The organism is Streptomyces sp. NPDC026394, assembly GCF_055567735.1.
Map to the genome: position 1 here is coordinate 185,302 of NZ_JBVHPX010000007.1, position 17,436 is coordinate 202,737.

Here is a 17,436-nt window from a genome sequence, read left to right on the forward strand (position 1 = left end):
AGAAAAGAGATCCGCCCCTGATGCACGTACGTGGCGTTCGTGTATCAGGGGCGGAGTGAAAACTCCTGGGTGACTTCCGTCGACGGACGGACGTACGGCTGGAGTCGCCCGGATGCCGGGGCCGTCCGGCACCCGTCGGACGGTCAGCCGGACAGGCGCACCGGCATGATCAGGTACTTGTACGCGTCGTCCGCCTCGGCGTCCTTGGCCGGGCGGCCGCTGAGCAGCGCCGGTTTGGTCGAGGTGGTGAAGGACAGCTGGGCCACCGGGGAGTCGATCGCCGACAGGCCCTCCAGGAGGAAGCCCGGGTTGAAGGCAATGGAGATGTCGTCGCCCTCCAGGTCCGCGTCCACCCGCTCCACAGCCTGTGCGTCGTCGCTGGAGCCGGCCTCCAGGATCAGCACGCCCTGCTCGAAGCTCAGGCGCACCGGCGTGTTCCGCTCGGCGACCAGTGCCACACGCTTGACGGCCTCGACGAAGGGGGCGGTCTCGATCACGGCGACCGAGTTGAACTCGGTGGGGAAGAGCGTGCGGTACTTCGGGAGGTCGCCCTCCAGGAGCCGGGTGGTCGTCCGGCGGCCCGCGCCCTCGAAACCGATCAGGCCCTCACCGGCACCCGAGCCGGACAGCGCCAGCGTGACGCTGTCGCCGCCGCTGAGGGACTTGGCGGTGTCCAGCAGCGTCTTGGCGGGCACCAGGGCCACCGCGGAGGCGTCCGGGCTCTCCGGCTTCCACAGGAACTCGCGGACCGCGAAGCGGTAGCGGTCGGTGGAGGCCAGTGTGACGGTGTCGCCCTCGATCTCGATCCGGACACCGGTGAGCACCGGCAGGGTGTCGTCACGGCCGGCGGCGATGGCGACCTGGGCGGCGGCCGCGGCGAAGACCTCACCGGGCACGGTCCCGGTGGCGGTCGGCATCTGCGGCAGTGCCGGGTACTCCTCCACCGGGAGGGTGTGGAGGGTGAACCGCGAGGAGCCGCAGACGACGGTGACCCGTACACCGTCGGTGGAGATCTCCACCGGGCGGTTGGGGAGGGCACGGCAGATGTCGGCCAGCAGGCGGCCGGAGACCAGGACGGTGCCTTCCTCCTCCACGTCCGCGTCGACGGAGACGCGCGCCGAAACCTCGTAGTCGAAGCCGGAGAGGCTCAGGCTGCCCTCCTCCGCCTTCAGCAGCAGGCCCGCGAGGACGGGCACCGGCGGACGGGCCGGGAGGCTCTTGGCCGCCCAGGCCACTGCCTCCGCGAGTACATCGCGCTCCACCCGGATCTTCACCGGAAACCGCCTCCTGCTGTTGCTGGCTTACGCCCTGCTGGCCTTCTTCGTCGGCTGGGTCGCCGGGGACCAGTCTGACGTACGTCACCGACAGCTGTTGCGGCTCGGGGTCAAGTCGGGTCGAGAGGCGTCGGACGACCGATCCCCAAGTTGTGCACAGCACCCGATTCGAAACGAGTTCCCCGGTAGCTATCTGTGGTCGTAGTAGTAGGGCCTGTGGAAACCGTGGACAACTGGATCTGCGCAGGTCAACGCGGCTTTTTTGTCCACCGGGCCTGTGGGCGGCAGCCGTGGACAACCGGCTGTGTCTGTGGACCGCCGCTTTTCATGCACACCCGATGCACAGGGGAGCCCTACTTCTCCCCAGTCCTGTCCCCAGCTTTACCCCGGTTCCCCACAGCCCAATCCGGCACCTTGGTGTGACGCCTTTCACTCGGCCCGGTGAGCGCGGGTGTCGCCTTGCCGAACAGTGGACAGGGGTGTGGAGAAGTTGGGGACAAGCGCGGGCCACCTGTGGGCAGGCAGTGGACAACGCGATGGACCCCCTGTGGACGAATCTTCTGTCCACACCCTGTGGATGAATGTTAGCCACAAATCCACACGCCGCTGAGCTGGGCTGATGCCCCTGCGGTCGGCCCTCCTGTGGAAGCCACAGGGATAACTTCCCAGTCCCCAGCATGTGGACGGAAGAATCTTGGCCAATCTGTGGAGTACGGCCGTGACCTGACGAGGAATCGAACAGAGCGGTGGCCTTCCACAGGGTCGGGGTGGTCGTGGGGCGGGGTCGAAGGGGCTGCGAGGCGCGGTGGAGATGTCTCCGTACGGCGAGTTCGGGCGTTCCGTACGGGGCGGAGAAGCCCGCTGAGCGAGACGGAGGACTCCGCTGTACGAGCCGGGGGACGCGCCGCACGGATACGGGGCCAGGGAGCTCGCCGTACGCCCGCCGCGGCACCTCTTCCGTACGTCGGCCCGGAGCCGCGCCGTACGGCCACCGCGGCCTCTGCCGTGTCCGTCGGAGCCGTGGCGTACATCCGTCGAAGCCGTGCCGTCCGTCCGTGGACCCCGCCGAGCGACGAAAGGCGCCCCGGGAGCGGTTACGTCCCCGGGGCGCCCTCGGAACTCCGGCCGGCCGGTGGCCGATGCCGCGTCAGCCGTTCTTGATGCGGTTCGTCAGCTCGGTGACCTGGTTGTAGATGGAGCGCCGTTCGGCCATCAAGGCCCGGATCTTGCGGTCCGCGTGCATCACCGTCGTATGGTCACGCCCGCCGAACTGCGCCCCGATCTTCGGCAGCGACAGGTCCGTCAGCTCACGGCACAGGTACATCGCGATCTGCCGCGCCGTCACCAGCACGCGGCTGCGCGACGATCCGCACAGGTCGTCCACGGTCAGCCCGAAGTAGTCCGCGGTCGCGGCCATGATCGCGGTCGCGGTGATCTCGGGGGCCGCGTCCTCGCCGCCGGGGATCAGGTCCTTCAGGACGATCTCCGTCAGGCCCAGGTCCACCGGCTGGCGGTTGAGGGAGGCGAAGGCGGTGACCCGGATCAGCGCCCCCTCCAGTTCGCGGATGTTGCGCGAGATGCGGGAGGCGATGAACTCCAGCACCTCCGGCGGCGCGTTGAGCTGCTCCTGGACCGCCTTCTTGCGCAGGATCGCGATCCGGGTCTCCAGCTCCGGCGGCTGGACGTCGGTGATCAGCCCCCACTCGAAGCGGTTGCGCAGCCGGTCCTCCAGAGTGACCAGCTGCTTGGGCGGCCGGTCCGAGGACAGCACGATCTGCTTGTTGGCGTTGTGCAGCGTGTTGAAGGTGTGGAAGAACTCCTCCTGCGTCGACTCCTTGCTCGCCAGGAACTGGATGTCGTCGACGAGCAGGATGTCCATGTCGCGGTAGCGCTTGCGGAACGCGTCCGCCTTGCCGTCGCGGATGGAGTTGATGAACTCGTTGGTGAACTCCTCCGAGCTGACGTACCGCACCCGGGTGCCCGGGTAGAGACTGCGCGCGTAGTGCCCGATGGCGTGCAGCAGGTGCGTCTTGCCGAGGCCGGACTCCCCGTAGATGAAGAGCGGGTTGTACGCCTTGGCCGGCGCCTCGGCCACGGCGACCGCGGCGGCGTGTGCGAAGCGGTTGGACGCGCCGATGACGAAGGTGTCGAAGAGGTACTTCGGGTTCAGCCGGGCGGTCGGCTCGCCGGGGCCGGTCGCCGGCGCGGGCTGCGCGGCGAGCGGGCCGGGGGCGCCGCTGGGCGCGGGCAGGCCGCCGGGGCCGGGGTTCTGGATGTGCGCGGGGGGCTGGTGCTCGGCCAGGTCACGCCGCTGCGGCGGCTGCTGCTCGTACGGGGGGTGGCCCTCGGAGTGCTGGTGCTGCGGCGGGCCGGTGTGCTCGGGAGCCGACGACCGGTAGTCGCTCTGTGACCGCTGAGGGTGCTGGTGCTGCTGCTGAACGTGTGCGGGGGGTGGCGTGGCGTAGGGGTCGCGTTCGGGGAAGCCGCCGAGGCGCTGCTGCTGCCATCCGTAGTCCTCGCGCGGACCGGGGCCGTTCTGGCCGCCCCTGCCGGAGTGCTGCGGCCAGGCGCCGGGCTCGTGCCGGGGCTGCTGATGCTGCTGGTACTCCGGGTACGCGGGACGTACGTGGGGCAGGTCGTCGTCCTGGTGGCCGTAACCCTGACGGTTGTCGTAGCCCTCGTTCTGCCGGCTGTCGTAGCCGCCGTACGCATCGTGCTGCTGCCCCGACTGTCCACCTTGCTGCTGGGGCTGCTGGGGCTGGTGCCGCTGCTGCAGGTGCGGAGACTGCTGCGACTGCGGCATCGACTGCTGGGGCTGCGGCTCCTCGGCGGAGTCGTCGACGGTGATCGCGATCCGGATCGGGCGCCCGCACTCGTGGCTCAGCGCCTCCCCGATGAGCGGCGCGAGCCGGCCTTCCAGCACGCCCTTGGCGAACTCGTTGGGCACGGCCAGCAGGGCGGTGTCGGCCACCAGCGCCAAGGGCTGGGTCCGCTTCAGCCAGTCCTGGTCCTTCGGCTTGAGGCTGTCGCTCTCCGCGCGTAGGAGGTGATCAAGTACGCGTGGCCACACTGCGGCAAGATCGGCAGGTACGTCGGCCACAGAGCACGCTCTCTCACTGGTCCCACGAATGTGTGATTCTCAGGACGGGCGGGAAGGAATCGGAGTTGACCCACGGTAGTCAGGGCGACCCTGGTGATTCAAGTTGTTGTCCACAGGCTGTGCATAGTGTGTCCCGGCCGGGGGCCGGTTTGACCGGATGACGCCGCCGCGCGTACCGTAACCAGGTCGAGTTGTCGATGGCTGCTGCCGCCTGCCTCCGATGGGCAAAGATCGCGCTCTGGTGATCGAAGTAGCGGTGCACTCGGGCGTTGCGAGCTTCTCGTGGGCGCACGGTGACAGCCAATCGACGCCCCACACCTGTCTCCCCGGAGACACCAAGCATCTCTGGAGCCCCCGAGTGAGCAAGCGCACCTTCCAGCCGAACAACCGTCGTCGCGCCAAGACCCACGGCTTCCGCCTGCGGATGCGTACCCGTGCCGGCCGCGCGATCCTCGCGTCCCGCCGTGGCAAGGGTCGCGCCCGCCTGTCGGCCTGAGCCCTGAGCTAGGTCCATGACGTGCTGCCTACCGAGCATCGGCTGAGGCGGCGCGAGGACTTTGCGACCGCGGTACGCCGGGGACGCAGGGCCGGGCGCCCGCTCCTCGTCGTCCATCTACGCAGCGGTGCAACGGACCCGCACGCAGCGGGGGAGAGCCCTCCCCCGGCGCGTGCGGGTTTCGTCGTGAGCAAGGCCATCGGCGGTGCCGTGGTCCGCAACAAGGTCAAGCGCAGGCTGCGCCACCTCGTGCGCGACCGGCTGGACCGGCTGCCCGCCGGTAGCCTGGTTGTCGTACGGGCGCTGCCCGGTGCGGGCGATGCGGACCACGAACAGCTGGCCCGTGACCTGGACACCGCGCTGCAGCGGCTGCTGGATGGAGTTCCCCCCACCCGAGGTCAGGGGAGGGAGCCGCGGTGAAGTACCCGCTGCTGCTGTTGATCAAGCTGTACCAGTGGACCATCAGCCCCCTGCTGGGGCCGGTCTGCCGGTACTACCCGTCGTGCTCCCACTATGGCTACACGGCCATCGACCGGCACGGCGCGGTGAAAGGGACCGCGCTGACGGCTTGGCGCATCCTGCGTTGCAACCCGTGGTCGCCCGGTGGCGTCGACCACGTTCCACCCCGGAAGCGTCCGGTCTGGCATCGGCGGCTGAGGAGCCGCCTGGGCGGGTCCACCGTCCCTGAGCCTGCCGCACAGCCTGAGACTCAGCCCACCGCCCAAGGAGCCTGATTCGTGGACACGATCCTCAGTCCTCTCTATTACGCAGTTTCCTGGATCATCGTCCAGTTCCACTCGTTCTACAGCCTCATCTTCGACGAGAACAGTGGCGCGGCGTGGGGTCTGTCCATCGTCTCGCTGGTGGTGCTGATCCGTATCTGCCTGATCCCGCTCTTCGTGAAGCAGATCAAGTCGACGCGGAACATGCAGGCGCTCCAGCCGAAGATGAAGGCGATCCAGGAGCGCTACAAGAGCGACAAGCAGCGTCAGTCCGAAGAGATGATGAAGCTGTACAAGGAGACGGGCACCAACCCGCTCTCCAGCTGCCTGCCGATCCTGGCGCAGTCGCCGTTCTTCATCTCGCTGTACCAGGTCCTCAGCCACATCGCGAACAACCAGACCGTCGGTGTGATCAACCAGTCGCTGCTGGAGAGCGCCCAGAAGGCGCACATCTTCGGCGCGCCGCTGGCCGCGAAGTTCCTGGACACCCCGGAGAAGATCCAGTCTCTGGGCGCGTCGGTCACCGACGTCCGCGTGGTCACCGTCATCATGATCGTCCTGATGTCGGCGTCGCAGTTCTACACGCAGCGCCAGCTGATGACCAAGAACGTCGACCTGACGGTGAAGACGCCGTTCATGCAGCAGCAGAAGATGCTGATGTACGTCTTCCCGGTCATGTTCGCCGTCTTCGGTATCGGCTTCCCCGGCTTCCCCGTCGGCGTTCTCCTGTACTGGCTGACCACCAACGTCTGGACCATGGGCCAGCAGATGTTCGTCATCCGCCGGAACCCCACCCCGGGCAGCAAGGCGTTCGAGGAGCGTCAGCAGCGGCTGCGCGCCAAGGGCAAGCTCAAGGAGGACCCGGCCGAGGTCGAGGCCAAGAAGGTCGCCGAGGAGGCGCGCCAGAACCGGCAGCAGCCCAAGCGGCAGAGCAAGTCCCAGCGCCAGACCCAGCCCACCGCCGGCGGCGGCAAGCAGGCCGGTGGCGCCGGTGCGCAGCGGCGCACCCGCGCGGGGGCCGGCTCCAGCGCTTCCGACGCCTCCGGCGCGGACACTTCGAAGAAGCAGTCCCTGGAGAAGCAGGCACCTCAGGACAGCAAGCCGAAGGGCGGCTCCTCCGCCTCCGGCTCCCGTAACGCCAAGTCCGGACAGCGCAAGGGCCAGCAGCGGCCCAAGCACCCGTCCAAGAAGTAAGAAGGAGTCCTTCCGTGACGGACACGACCCGCCCCTCGTCGTCGACAGGGGGGACCCCGGCTGCCGAGGGGACCGACACCCTCACCCGCCTGGAGCAGGAGGGTGAGATCGCGGCCGACTACCTTGAGGGCCTGCTGGACATCGCCGACCTCGACGGTGACATCGACATGGACGTCGAGGCCGACCGCGCCGCTGTGTCGATCATCAGTGACTCGACCAGCCGTGACCTGCAGAAGCTGGTGGGCCGGGACGGTGAGGTGCTGGAGGCGCTCCAGGAGCTGACCCGGCTCGCGGTGCACCGTGAGACCGGTGACCGCAGCCGTCTGATGCTGGACATCGCCGGGTACCGGGCCCAGAAGCGCGAGGAACTCGCGGAGCTGGGCGCCAAGGCGGCGGAGGAGGCCAAGGGGACCGGCGAGCCGGTGAAGCTGAAGGCCATGACCCCCTTCGAGCGCAAGGTCGTGCACGACGCGGTGGCGGCCGCGGGGCTGCGCAGCGAGTCCGAGGGCGAAGAGCCCCAGCGTTGTGTGGTGGTCCTCCCGGCCTGACGGCCAGAGCCCCGCACAGCTTGATGTCACCGGCCCCGTCTGTCTCGCAGGCGGGGCCACATCTTGTCAGCCTTATAACTAGTCCAGAGGAAGGGCGTTTCCCGTGACGGACGCAGCAGCGGAGCTCCCACCGGCGCCGGATGTGGCGCGTGAGGTGTTCGGTGAGCTTTTTCCGGAGGCCGTGCGCTACGGCGAGCTGCTCGCCGACGCGGGCGTGCGCAGAGGTCTGATCGGTCCGCGTGAGGTGCCGCGGCTGTGGGAGCGGCACCTGCTGAACTGCGCGGTGCTCTCCGAGGTGGTGCCCGAGGGCGTCACGGTCTGTGATGTCGGCTCGGGTGCGGGGCTGCCGGGTATTCCGCTGGCCCTGGTGCGGCCGGACCTCAAGATCACGCTGCTGGAGCCGCTGCTGCGACGGACGAACTTCCTGCTGGAGGTGGTCGAGCTGCTCGGGCTGGACCATGTCACGGTGGTGCGCGGCCGTGCGGAGGAGGTCATGGGCAAGCTTCCGCAGGTGCATGTGGTGACGGCGCGTGCGGTGGCACCGCTCGACCGGCTGGCGGGCTGGGGTGTGCCGCTGTTGCGTCCCTACGGCGAGATGCTGGCGCTGAAGGGGGACACGGCCGAGGAGGAGCTGAAGGGGGCCCGGGCCGCGCTGAGCAAGCTCGGTGTCGTGGAGACCTCGGTCGTCCAGGTCGGTGAAGGGGTCGTGGACCCGCTGTCGACCGTGGTCCGTGTCGAGGTGGGCGAGAGCCCTGGTGGTGTGCGTTTCGCGGCCAAGCGTGCGAAGGCGGCCCGGCCCAGTCGGGCGCAGCGGGGACGGCGCCGCTGAGTGGGGCGGAAGCCTCACTGACTCCCCCAGCGAAACCAACAAAACGGCATAAAGCGGAGTGTCGCGTACAAAACGGACGCAACGCTGTCATCGTGTTTCACGTGAAACGTCGTTCTCTGCTGCATGGAATCATCAGCCGTGGTCGCGCGGCTGCCGCGCCGCGTGACCGGAAGCCCCCAGGGGTCACGGAAGTATCCACAGAGGTGGGTTCATCCACAGGAGAACGGGCCTCACTGGTTCACGACACCGAAAGCATGGCAGGCTCTGAGCACTGCGAGCCTGATGTCGAGGAGAGTGAATCCTTGCGGTCCGACGCCAACATCGCGGGCCCGATGACCGATCCGGTCCCCGGTCCCCGTAGCGAGTCGCTCGGGGATGACGTTTCACGTGAAACGCCGTCCCCCATGGACGACACCCCGATCGGTCGTGCAGCTCAGCTGGCGGTTCAGACGCTTGGCCGCACCGGAGAAGCCCTGCCCCGGCCCGAAAACACTCGGGTCATGGTGGTCGCCAACCAGAAGGGCGGGGTCGGTAAGACCACCACGACGGTCAACCTTGCTGCCTCGCTGGCTCTGCACGGCGCCCGAGTCCTGGTCATCGACCTCGATCCGCAGGGCAACGCCTCCACGGCCCTGGGCATCGACCATCACGCCGAAGTCCCCTCCATCTACGACGTGCTGGTGGAGAGCAAGCCGCTGGCCGATGTCGTGGTGCCGGTGCCCGACGTGGAGGGACTGTTCTGTGCGCCGGCCACGATCGACCTGGCCGGCGCCGAGATCGAACTGGTCTCGCTGGTGGCGCGGGAAAGCCGGCTGGACCGGGCCATCAGGGCCTACGAACAGCCGCTGGACTACATCCTCATCGACTGCCCGCCGTCGCTCGGCCTGCTGACCGTCAACGCACTGGTCGCGGGTGCCGAGGTACTGATCCCGATCCAGTGCGAGTACTACGCGCTGGAAGGGCTCGGCCAGCTGCTGCGCAACGTCGACCTGGTGCGCGGGCACCTCAACCCCAAGCTCCACGTGTCGACGATCCTGCTCACCATGTACGACGGCCGCACCCGGCTGGCCTCCCAGGTCGCGGAGGAGGTGCGTAACCACTTCGGCAGCGAGGTGCTGCGCACCAGCATCCCCCGTTCGGTGCGTATCTCCGAGGCGCCCAGCTACGGGCAGACGGTCCTCACCTACGACCCGGGCTCCAGCGGCTCGCTCTCCTACCTGGAAGCGGCCCGGGAGATCGCCTTGCGTGGAGCCGCCCAGGCCGGGACCGCGGCCGAGGGGCTCACCGTGAACTACGAACCACAGCACAGCATGTCGGAGGGGAATCAGTGAGCGAACGACGTAGAGGACTGGGCCGTGGGCTCGGTGCGCTGATCCCCGCGGCACCGCAGGCAGCGGACAGCGCCGCGCCCGTGGTGGGCCGGGGAGCGACCTCGCCGTCCGCGGTGCCGGCCATGCCGCCGGACCGCGGGGTGGCGGCGGCCAAGGTCACCTCGATCGCGGCCAGGGCCGTTTCACGTGAAACGGAAGAGCCGCAGAAGACGGAAGCGGCGGCGGATGTGACGGAGGAGGTTGCGGGGGCGCACTTCGCCGAGCTGCCGCTCGACGTGATCACGCCCAATCCGCGGCAGCCGCGTGAGGTCTTCGAAGAGGAGGCACTCGCCGAACTGGTCACCTCCATCCAGGAGGTCGGTCTCCTCCAGCCGGTGGTGGTCCGGCAGACCGGTCCCGAGCGGTACGAGCTCATCATGGGCGAGCGGCGCTGGCGGGCCTGCCGTGAGGCCGGCCTGGAGCGGATCCCGGCGATCGTCCGCGCGACCGACGACGAGAAGCTGCTGCTGGACGCCCTGCTGGAGAACCTCCACCGGGCTCAGCTGAACCCGCTGGAAGAGGCCGCGGCCTACGACCAGCTGCTGCGGGACTTCAGCTGCACCCACGACGAGCTGGCCGACCGTATCGGCCGGTCGCGCTCGCAGGTATCCAACACCCTGCGGCTGCTGAAGCTTCCGACGTCCGTGCAGTTCAGGGTGGCCTCCGGGGTGCTCTCCGCCGGCCACGCGCGCGCCCTGCTGGGTGTGGACGACGCCGACGAGCAGGAGGAACTGGCGCGCCGCATCGTCCGCGAGGGACTCTCGGTGCGTTCGGTCGAGGAGATCGTACGGCTGATGGGCTCCGAGCCCGCCGGTGCCACCAAGACGAAGAAGCCGCGGGCCGGCACCCGCGTCTCCCCTGCCCTGACCGGCCTTGCCTCCCGGCTGTCCGACCGCTTCGAGACCCGGGTGAAGGTCGACCTAGGGCAGAAGAAGGGCAAGATCGTCGTCGAGTTCGCATCGATAGAGGACTTGGAGCGCATCCTCGGCACCATGGCTCCCGGCGAGGGCCGGGTGCTCGACAAGAGCCTCACCGAGGACAACGGCGACAAGGACTGAGCCGAGTTCCCCGGCCCCGTGGGCGGGCCGTGTTCCCAGCGGATTGCGGAACACGGCCCGCCCATTGCTGTGTGGCGGTACCCGCACACGCGGACCGTGGATACGATGCGATCGGGTATGGCGCGCATCCACGTGGAAACCCCCACATCAAGGAGTAAGCCATGCGAACGGTGAGCCGCACCGGACTGCTGGCAGCGGGCTTCGGCCTCGGAGCAGTCGGTGGTTTCGTCGGTGGCCTGCTCAGAGAGCGGGACGTGCGGACGGCATCGCGCGGTGCGGCGGGCGAAAGTGAGGACCTGTCTTCATGGGCCGTCGGCTCGTACCGCTCACGCTGGACAACCTTCCGGACCTCCCCAAGCGCTGCCGCTCCTGCGTCTTCTGGGAACTCGACCCCGTAAGCGGCGAAGCCGCGGTGCGAGCGGGCCGGCCCGAGCTGGAGAAGGAAGCCTGGATCTCGGCCGTCCTTCTGGAGTGGGGCTCCTGCGGCCGCGTGGTGCAGGTCGACGATGTCCCGGTCGGCTTCGTGCTGTACGCGCCGCCCGCGTATGTCCCGCGCTCCACGGCCTTCCCCACCAGCCCGGTGTCCCCCGACGCCGTACAGCTCCTCACGGCCTGGCTGATGCCCGGATACCAGGGGCAGGGGCTGGGCCGGGTAATGGTGCAGACGGTGGCCAAGGACCTGATCCGCCGCGGCTTCAAGGCGGTCGAGGCTTTCGGTGACGCCCGCTGGTCGGAGCCCGCGTGCGTGCTTCCCGCCGACCACCTCCTGGCCGTCGGCTTCAAGACGGTTCGCCCGCACCCCCGCTTCCCCCGCCTGAGGCTGGAGTTGCGCACCACGATCTCGTGGAAGGAGGACGTGGAGATGGCTCTCGACCGCCTCCTGGGCGCGGTACAGAAAGAGCCCGCCCTGCGTCCGCTCTGAAGAGCGGCTCCGCACGAACGCGAACGGGCCCGGCCCCAGGAGGGGCGGGCCCGTTCGCGTTCGTGCGGGTCGCGGAGGGCGATCAGGCGAGGAAGTCGCCCAGCTCGCGCTCCAGCATCGCCTTCGGCTTGGCGCCGACGATGGTCTTCACGACCTCGCCGCCCTGGTAGACGTTCATCGTCGGGATCGACATGACGCCGTACTTGGCGGTGGTGGTCGGGTTCTCGTCGGTGTTCAGCTTCGCGATGACGATCTCGTCGTGCTCGGCGGCGATCGCCTCCAGCGACGGGGCGATCTGGCGGCACGGACCGCACCAGGTGGCCCAGAAGTCCACGAGTACGGGCTTGTCGCTCTTGAGAACGACCTCTTCGAAGTTGGCGTCCGTCACGGTCACCGTGGCACCGGCCATGGCAGTCTCCTTACTGGGTGGAATGGGGCTCGGGGGCGTCAGGGGCGGAGTCAGGCGGAGGCGGTCTTCTCCGGCTCCGGGACGTCCTCGCTGTCCGAGAGCGCGGCGAGGTGCCGCTCGGCGTCCAGAGCCGCGGAGCAGCCGGTACCGGCCGCCGTGATCGCCTGGCGGTAGGTGTGGTCGACGACGTCACCGGCGGCGAAGACACCCGTGATGTTCGTACGGGTGCTCGGGGCCTCCACCTGGAGGTAGCCCTCGTCGTCCAGCTCCAGCTGGCCCTTGAACAGCTCGGTGCGCGGGTCGTGGCCGATCGCGATGAACAGGCCGGTCACCGGGGACTCCGAGGTCTCGCCGGTCTTCAGGTTGCGCAGCGTCAGGCCGGAGAGCTTGTTCTCGCCGTGCAGCTCGGCGACCTCGCTGTCCCAGACAAAGTTGATCTTCGGGTCGGCGAAGGCGCGCTCCTGCATCGCCTTGCTGGCCCGCAGCGTGTCGCGGCGGTGGATGATCGTGACCGACTTGGCGAAGCGGGAGAGGAAGGTGGCCTCCTCCATCGCGGTGTCGCCGCCGCCGACCACGGCGATGTCCTGGTCCTTGAAGAAGAACCCGTCGCAGGTGGCGCACCACGAGACACCGCGGCCGGAGAGCTCGTCCTCACGGGGCAGGCCCAGCTTGCGGTGCTGGGAGCCGGTGGTGACGATCACGGCCTTGGCGCGGTGGACGGTGCCGGCGGTGTCGGTGACGGTCTTGATCTCGCCGGTCAGGTCGACCGCGACCACGTCGTCCGGAACCAGCTCGGCGCCGAAGCGCTCGGCCTGGGCACGCATGTTGTCCATCAGGTCGGGGCCCATGATGCCGTCGCGGAACCCGGGGAAGTTCTCCACCTCGGTGGTGTTCATCAGCGCGCCACCGGCGGTGACGGCGCCCTCGAAAACCAGCGGCTTCAGGGAGGCACGGGCGGTGTAGAGCGCGGCGGTGTAGCCCGCGGGCCCGGAGCCGATGATGATCACGTTACGGACGTCGCTCACGGGTGTCTTCCTTGTCTCTGCCGACTGCTTGCTGGGGCTCTCGGTGAACTCTCACCCCACCCAACGGATCCTACGGGGCAAGCATTCCCGCGGGGCCCCGGCGCCCTTACCGCCGGTTCAGGCTCGCCGGTACGAGTGGGTCAGCAGTACCTTGCCAGGAGCCGGCGGAGACGCGGACACGCAGGAGGAGGAGATGACGTAGGCGGAGACGCGGTCGGTGTCGGTCGGGTGCGGCAACACCAGGAGATACGCGTCCTGGCCCTCATAGGTGCTGTGCGTGGACGCCAGGGGAGTCTCCGGCCGTCCGGTGCCGCGCTGGACACAGGACGGCACGGTGTCCGTCGCCCCTCGCAGCGGGGTGTCGGGAGAGCTCTGCGTTCCGACGTCCGGCGTCTTCCTGCTGTGCGACGAGGCCAGCAGGTCGTGAACCCGTGATTCCAGGGTGGCGGATGTCAGCGCGGACGCGGCCCCGGCGCTCTTCTCCGCGGCTCCGGTGTGCGGCTTCCGTGCCGCCCCCTGGTCACTGCTGGAGGAGGCGTTCTGGATGACGATCCCGCCGACGCCGATGACCGCCGCGGCAGCGGCGGCACCGAGCAGCGCCCTCGGCCAACGTCGGCTCCGAGGCCGGGCACCGGCTGGGCGGCGTCCCGGGCCGGAAGCCGCCCGAGGATGCCCTGCGGGCCGGGAGACGGACGCGGGCGGGGCGGCGGAGGTGGCGCTGTCGGTTTCACGTGAAACAGGAACGGTCACGGCTGCCGGGACTTCCCGCACGGCCGGTGCCTGGTCCGGAGCGGTGGAGTCGAGCAGCGCCTCGGCAGCCAGCGCGGCGTCGATACGCTCCGCCACGTCGGTCGGCATCCGCGTGGGTCCGGGAAGGGTGCCCAGCAAGCCCCGGATCTCCTCCAGGGAGGCATGGACGTCCTCGCACAGCTCGCAGCACGCCAGGTGATCGCGTAGATCCGCGGTGCGGGACGGGGAGAGCAGCCCGTCCGTGAGCGCGGAGATCTCGGAGACCTCCGGGTGCTCGTCCGTGTCGGTCGTCGAAGTCACGAGCGCCCACCTCCGCCCTTCACGGCATCTGTGTCCTTCGGCCCTGCCGCCTCTGGGACGGATGTCCCCTGCGCCCGGTTCCTTCCCCCGCCGACGGGTCTGCTATCCCCTTCACCCGGGCGCAGATGGGTGAGCATCGGAAGAAGCCGGGCCCGGCCTCGCGCACAGCGGCTCTTCACCGTCCCGGTGGGGACGTCGAGGATCGCGGCGGCCTCGGCCACCGGATATCCCTGCATGTCAACGAGGACCAGCGCCGCACGTTGTTCTTCGGGCAGCGTGCGCAGCGCACCGAGCAGTTCCCGGTGCAGATCCTGCCGCTCGGCCGGCCCGGCGGCGGACTCGTGCGGTTCCAGCAGTTGCTCCAGCCGCTCCGTCTCGGCGATCGGGGAGGTGCGGCGGGAGGCCGCTTTGCGCGCCCGGTCCAGACAGGCGTTGACCGTGATGCGGTGCAACCAGGTCGTGACGGCCGACTGGCCGCGGAAGGTGTGAGCGGCCCGGTAGGCCGAGACGAGCGCGTCCTGCACGGCGTCCGCCGCTTCTTCCCGGTCACCGAGGGTGCGCAGCGCCACCGCCCAGAGCCGGTCGCGGTGGCGCCGGACTATCTCGCCGAAGGCTTCGGGGTCACCGGCCACGTGGCGCGCGAGGAGGTCACCGTCGCTCACCACGTCAGAGCCGCCCGTCTCAGGCCCCACATGTCCCCCTGCTCGCGGCGGGTAGCGGATAGGTGGCTCCATTGAAGCCCGCCGGGCTGTGAAAGTAAACGCCGGTCAGATGCGGGACCGGTCTCGGGTACCGCAGGCGTTGCTCGCCGTTCGGCGCTGAGCGCACCATTACTTCGCCGTCGTAAAGGCACGCATTGCGAAAGTTGCCGAAGCGCGACGGCGGCTGAAACGATCAAGGTTCTGCGCAAAAACCGACTGCCGGGAATCGGCCGCTGTGGAGCAGTTCGGCCGGCTGCTTCTCGTCCGTCGACAAAGATTCAAGGAATTGCTGTATGAAAAATCTCAAGCGCCTTCTGCTGATCGCGGTGGCTTCGGTCCTCGCCGTGGGGGCGATGCCGGGTTCGGCGTCCGCGTACTCGAAGGGCGGCTGCAGCTACCGCAAGACCCTGTCGGTGAAGACCTACGGCGGGCACGCCACGGTCAAGCTCCTCGTCTACCGGTGCAAGGACGGTCACGACTGGACGATGGCCAGCATGACATCGAACGGCAGCGACAGTGAGGGGGCGCTCTGGATGGACGTCTCCCGCAACGGCGGAAAGACCTGGAAGGGATTGGTGCAGAAGCGCCGGGTCACTCTCGACCCGGGCGACACGGCATCGATCGCGAACAACAACCTCCAGAACGACGGCCCCGGATACTCGGTGCGGGCCTGTGGGTACTTCGGCAACAATAAGGTGTATTGCACCAAGTGGAACTGAAGCGTTAGTAGGTGCCGATTTTCCGGGGCTCCTGGCCGATGCGTCGGTCGGAGCCCCGGTGTGTTCCTGGGTCTTCTTCGGCAAAAACGGCCGGATTCACGCGTGATTGCCGGAATTCGGGCCGGAAGTCACCCGTCGGTTCACAAAAAACGGAGCACGTGCTGCTGAGGCAGCACGTGCTCGGTCCTCGTGAAGTGGCCGGATCCCGCGGCAGCAGGGAGCAGGCCGAGCCCTTCGAGCGCCCGTGAAGGGGGATCGAAGGGTCAGCCGCTGACCTTGATCTCCGAGATGCCGCCCCGGTAGCCGTCCTCCTCTTCGTCGCTGGGCAGCTCGGTGATGTGGATCAGGACGTAACGCGTCTTGACGGGCTTGTCCAGCTTCGCGGACAGCGAGGAGCCGGCCTTCTCCAGCTTGGAGAGGCGCTGCGGGAACGCGTTGAGCGTCGTCGGGTTCGACGCCCCGGGGTCCGCGGCGAGCACCTCGGCCGTCTGCCCCGCCCGGTACATGCTGGCCTGCACCTCGGAGACGTCCTGGACGCTGCCGAGGTCGACGACCAAGCCGCTGCCGTCCGCGCGGTACGGGAGGTTGCCGAAGTTCGCCCAGCCCTTGAACAGTCCGGTCACCCAGGCGGTGTCCGGGTCCCCGTCCACGGCGTTCGATGCCGGGCTGTAGCGTCCGCCGACGGGCGAACTGGTGCGGGGAGAGAACTCCGTAGCGCTGTCGATCTTGATCGGCTTCGGCGCGGGCTTTTTCTGCTTGCCGCTCTCGGGCTGGGTGTTCTCCTGGCTGTCCTGGCCTTCGCCCTTGATGAGGGTGTCCGCCAGCTGCCAGCTCCCGAGCCCCAGTGCCGCGATCAGAAGTCCGGAAACGCACCACTTCAGTGCCCGGCCGGTGCGGCTCTGCAACGGTGGCGGCGGAGCGGGCACAGCGGCGGCCCGGGCCGGAGCCCCGCCGTTGCGCGACGGGGGCTGCCCGTACGAGCCCTGCTGGAAAGCGGTGCGCTGGTAGGGCGGCGGTGAGGTGAAGGACGTCTCCGGCGGACGGATGCGCGGTATGGCCGTGACGGCCTTCGCCAGTTCCTCCGGAGTCGTGCAGGCCGGCTCCTGGCGGGAGGCGGTGGCACCGTCGTTGACCAGCGCCCGCATGGCCAGCTCGGACAGACCGCGGTGCACACCGGCCCGTACCTGGTCCGGCGGGATCATGCCGACGTCCTTGGGCAGCCCGGACAGGCCGTACGCGTCGCTCTCGTACGGCCAGCGCTGCGTGAGGGCGGCGTACAGCAGCGCGCCGATCGCCTCGGTGTCCGTGCGCTGCGGGTGCTCGCTGGTGATGCCGCGCAGCGCGGCCATCACGGCCAGGCCGCGGATGCGGTACTGCCCGGACTCGGTCCGCAGCACCGAGCCGGGGTTGAGCCTGAGATGGGCCAGGCCTTCCCGGTGGGCGGCGGCCATGGCCTGGGAGACCTGGCTGACGAGCTGGTAGGCGTCGTGCGGTTCGAGCGGGCCGCTCGCGAGCACCGCGGTCAGTTCCGTGGCGTCCGGCAGCCACTCGTGCACGACGTAGACGAGGTCGTTCTCCTCGACGGCGTCGAGGACCTGCACGAAGCGGGGGTCGCCGAGCAGCGCGGCGGAGCGCGCGGCGGACAGCACGGGGCGGGCACGCGGGTGGTCCGCGGGCAGGATGTGTACGCCGACGGCACGGCGCAGTTTCTCGTCGACCGCACGCCAGCTGCTGAATCCGTCCAGACGGGTGACGCACTCCTCCAGGCGGTAGCGTCTGGCGAGCTTGTGGCCGCTGTGCAGTTCGGGCGGCTTGGTGTCGGCCACCGCGGCAGGCTGTTCGCCGGTGCGTGCGGTGTCCTGGTCCGTGCCGGTTACGCTCTCGGCCTCCGCACCGTCGTCCGTGGCCTGTCCCGCCTGGGCGGTCAGCGGTTCGTCACCGCTCGTGTCGGCCACGTCGACGGCAGCCGTGCTCCGTTCCGCCACCGTCGTTCCTGCCTCCCCATCCGTTGCAGGCTCT

17 protein-coding genes are annotated in these 17,436 nt (G+C 69.0%); 10 read left to right on the forward strand and 7 right to left on the reverse strand.

What is annotated here, in order from left to right; translation table 11 throughout:
* Positions 1 to 143: 143 nt before the first annotated feature.
* Positions 144 to 1,274 carry a DNA polymerase III subunit beta gene (dnaN, locus tag ACZ4QV_RS18965; RefSeq protein WP_361153124.1) on the reverse strand — a complete coding sequence of 377 codons (1,131 nt, stop codon included), beginning with the start codon at positions 1,272 to 1,274 and terminating at the stop codon, positions 144 to 146.
* 1,147 nt (positions 1,275 to 2,421) lie between these two features.
* Entirely contained in the window at positions 2,422 to 4,374 is a 1,953-nt protein-coding gene (dnaA, locus tag ACZ4QV_RS18970; protein ID WP_361580840.1) for a chromosomal replication initiator protein DnaA, read from the reverse strand.
* Positions 4,375 to 4,732: 358 nt separating this feature from the next.
* Here dnaA and rpmH point away from each other — a divergent pair, with 358 nt between their 5' ends.
* The 9 genes from rpmH to ACZ4QV_RS19015 all read left to right on the forward strand — a co-directional run bounded on the left by rpmH (position 4,733) and on the right by ACZ4QV_RS19015 (position 11,513).
* A complete protein-coding gene (rpmH, locus tag ACZ4QV_RS18975) occupies positions 4,733 to 4,870 on the forward strand; it encodes a 50S ribosomal protein L34 (protein ID WP_003949374.1) in 138 nt (45 codons plus the stop codon).
* Positions 4,871 to 4,891: 21 nt separating this feature from the next.
* Positions 4,892 to 5,290 (forward strand): ribonuclease P protein component, encoded by a 399-nt coding sequence (gene rnpA, locus ACZ4QV_RS18980; RefSeq protein ID WP_361153118.1) that lies wholly within the window; start codon positions 4,892 to 4,894, stop codon positions 5,288 to 5,290.
* Positions 5,287 to 5,604 (forward strand): membrane protein insertion efficiency factor YidD, encoded by a 318-nt coding sequence (gene yidD / locus ACZ4QV_RS18985; RefSeq protein ID WP_003978865.1) that lies wholly within the window; start codon positions 5,287 to 5,289, stop codon positions 5,602 to 5,604. The genes rnpA and yidD overlap by 4 nt, the downstream gene beginning before the upstream one ends.
* A gap of 3 nt (positions 5,605 to 5,607) precedes the next feature.
* The gene (gene yidC / locus ACZ4QV_RS18990; protein ID WP_361153115.1) at positions 5,608 to 6,786 is read left to right on the forward strand and encodes a membrane protein insertase YidC; all 1,179 of its coding nucleotides are present in this window, start codon (positions 5,608 to 5,610) and stop codon (positions 6,784 to 6,786) included.
* A gap of 14 nt (positions 6,787 to 6,800) precedes the next feature.
* Positions 6,801 to 7,334 (forward strand): Jag family protein, encoded by a 534-nt coding sequence (locus ACZ4QV_RS18995; RefSeq protein ID WP_030017064.1) that lies wholly within the window; start codon positions 6,801 to 6,803, stop codon positions 7,332 to 7,334.
* 103 nt (positions 7,335 to 7,437) lie between these two features.
* Positions 7,438 to 8,163 (forward strand): 16S rRNA (guanine(527)-N(7))-methyltransferase RsmG, encoded by a 726-nt coding sequence (gene rsmG, locus ACZ4QV_RS19000; protein WP_030017065.1) that lies wholly within the window; start codon positions 7,438 to 7,440, stop codon positions 8,161 to 8,163.
* Between the two features lie 254 nt (positions 8,164 to 8,417).
* A complete protein-coding gene (locus tag ACZ4QV_RS19005; protein WP_467763141.1) occupies positions 8,418 to 9,494 on the forward strand; it encodes a ParA family protein in 1,077 nt (358 codons plus the stop codon).
* Positions 9,491 to 10,591: a ParB/RepB/Spo0J family partition protein gene (locus ACZ4QV_RS19010; RefSeq protein WP_361633661.1), complete on the forward strand. Its 1,101-nt coding sequence runs from the start codon at positions 9,491 to 9,493 to the stop codon at positions 10,589 to 10,591. Before ACZ4QV_RS19005 ends, ACZ4QV_RS19010 begins: the two co-directional genes overlap by 4 nt.
* Before the next feature lie 304 nt (positions 10,592 to 10,895).
* Complete coding sequence (locus ACZ4QV_RS19015) at positions 10,896 to 11,513, forward strand: GNAT family N-acetyltransferase (protein ID WP_361153110.1); 618 nt, start codon at positions 10,896 to 10,898, stop codon at positions 11,511 to 11,513.
* 82 nt (positions 11,514 to 11,595) lie between these two features.
* Here ACZ4QV_RS19015 and trxA read toward each other — a convergent pair whose 3' ends face one another.
* The 4 genes from trxA to sigM form a co-directional block, all read right to left on the reverse strand.
* A complete protein-coding gene (trxA, locus tag ACZ4QV_RS19020; RefSeq protein WP_030017069.1) occupies positions 11,596 to 11,922 on the reverse strand; it encodes a thioredoxin in 327 nt (108 codons plus the stop codon).
* 50 nt (positions 11,923 to 11,972) lie between these two features.
* Positions 11,973 to 12,947 (reverse strand): thioredoxin-disulfide reductase, encoded by a 975-nt coding sequence (trxB, locus tag ACZ4QV_RS19025; RefSeq protein ID WP_125055285.1) that lies wholly within the window; start codon positions 12,945 to 12,947, stop codon positions 11,973 to 11,975.
* A gap of 117 nt (positions 12,948 to 13,064) precedes the next feature.
* Positions 13,065 to 13,997 carry an anti-sigma factor gene (locus ACZ4QV_RS19030; RefSeq protein WP_361153106.1) on the reverse strand — a complete coding sequence of 311 codons (933 nt, stop codon included), beginning with the start codon at positions 13,995 to 13,997 and terminating at the stop codon, positions 13,065 to 13,067.
* Positions 13,994 to 14,689, reverse strand: a complete 696-nt coding sequence (gene sigM / locus ACZ4QV_RS19035) for an RNA polymerase sigma factor SigM (RefSeq protein WP_361153103.1) — start codon at positions 14,687 to 14,689, stop codon at positions 13,994 to 13,996. Before sigM ends, ACZ4QV_RS19030 begins: the two co-directional genes overlap by 4 nt.
* Positions 14,690 to 14,991: 302 nt before the next feature.
* On the opposite strand from sigM, the gene ACZ4QV_RS19040 reads away from it, so the two are divergent.
* Positions 14,992 to 15,417, forward strand: coding sequence for a hypothetical protein (locus ACZ4QV_RS19040; RefSeq protein ID WP_361153100.1), 426 nt, complete (start codon positions 14,992 to 14,994; stop codon positions 15,415 to 15,417).
* Positions 15,418 to 15,680: 263 nt separating this feature from the next.
* Here ACZ4QV_RS19040 and ACZ4QV_RS19045 read toward each other — a convergent pair whose 3' ends face one another.
* Entirely contained in the window at positions 15,681 to 17,402 is a 1,722-nt protein-coding gene (locus ACZ4QV_RS19045; protein ID WP_361153097.1) for a protein kinase family protein, read from the reverse strand.
* Positions 17,403 to 17,436 lie beyond the last annotated feature (34 nt).

What these genes read in the sequence shown, in the direction of transcription:
- ACZ4QV_RS19005 (WP_467763141.1), top strand. Translation starts at nt 8,418, where the DNA reads ATGGCAGGCTCTGAGCACTGCGAGCCTGATGTCGAGGAGAGTGAATCC.
- ACZ4QV_RS19015 (WP_361153110.1), top strand. Translation starts at nt 10,896, where the DNA reads ATGGGCCGTCGGCTCGTACCGCTCACGCTGGACAACCTTCCGGACCTC.
- trxA (WP_030017069.1), bottom strand. Translation starts at nt 11,922, where the DNA reads ATGGCCGGTGCCACGGTGACCGTGACGGACGCCAACTTCGAAGAGGTC.
- ACZ4QV_RS19040 (WP_361153100.1), top strand. Translation starts at nt 14,992, where the DNA reads ATGAAAAATCTCAAGCGCCTTCTGCTGATCGCGGTGGCTTCGGTCCTC.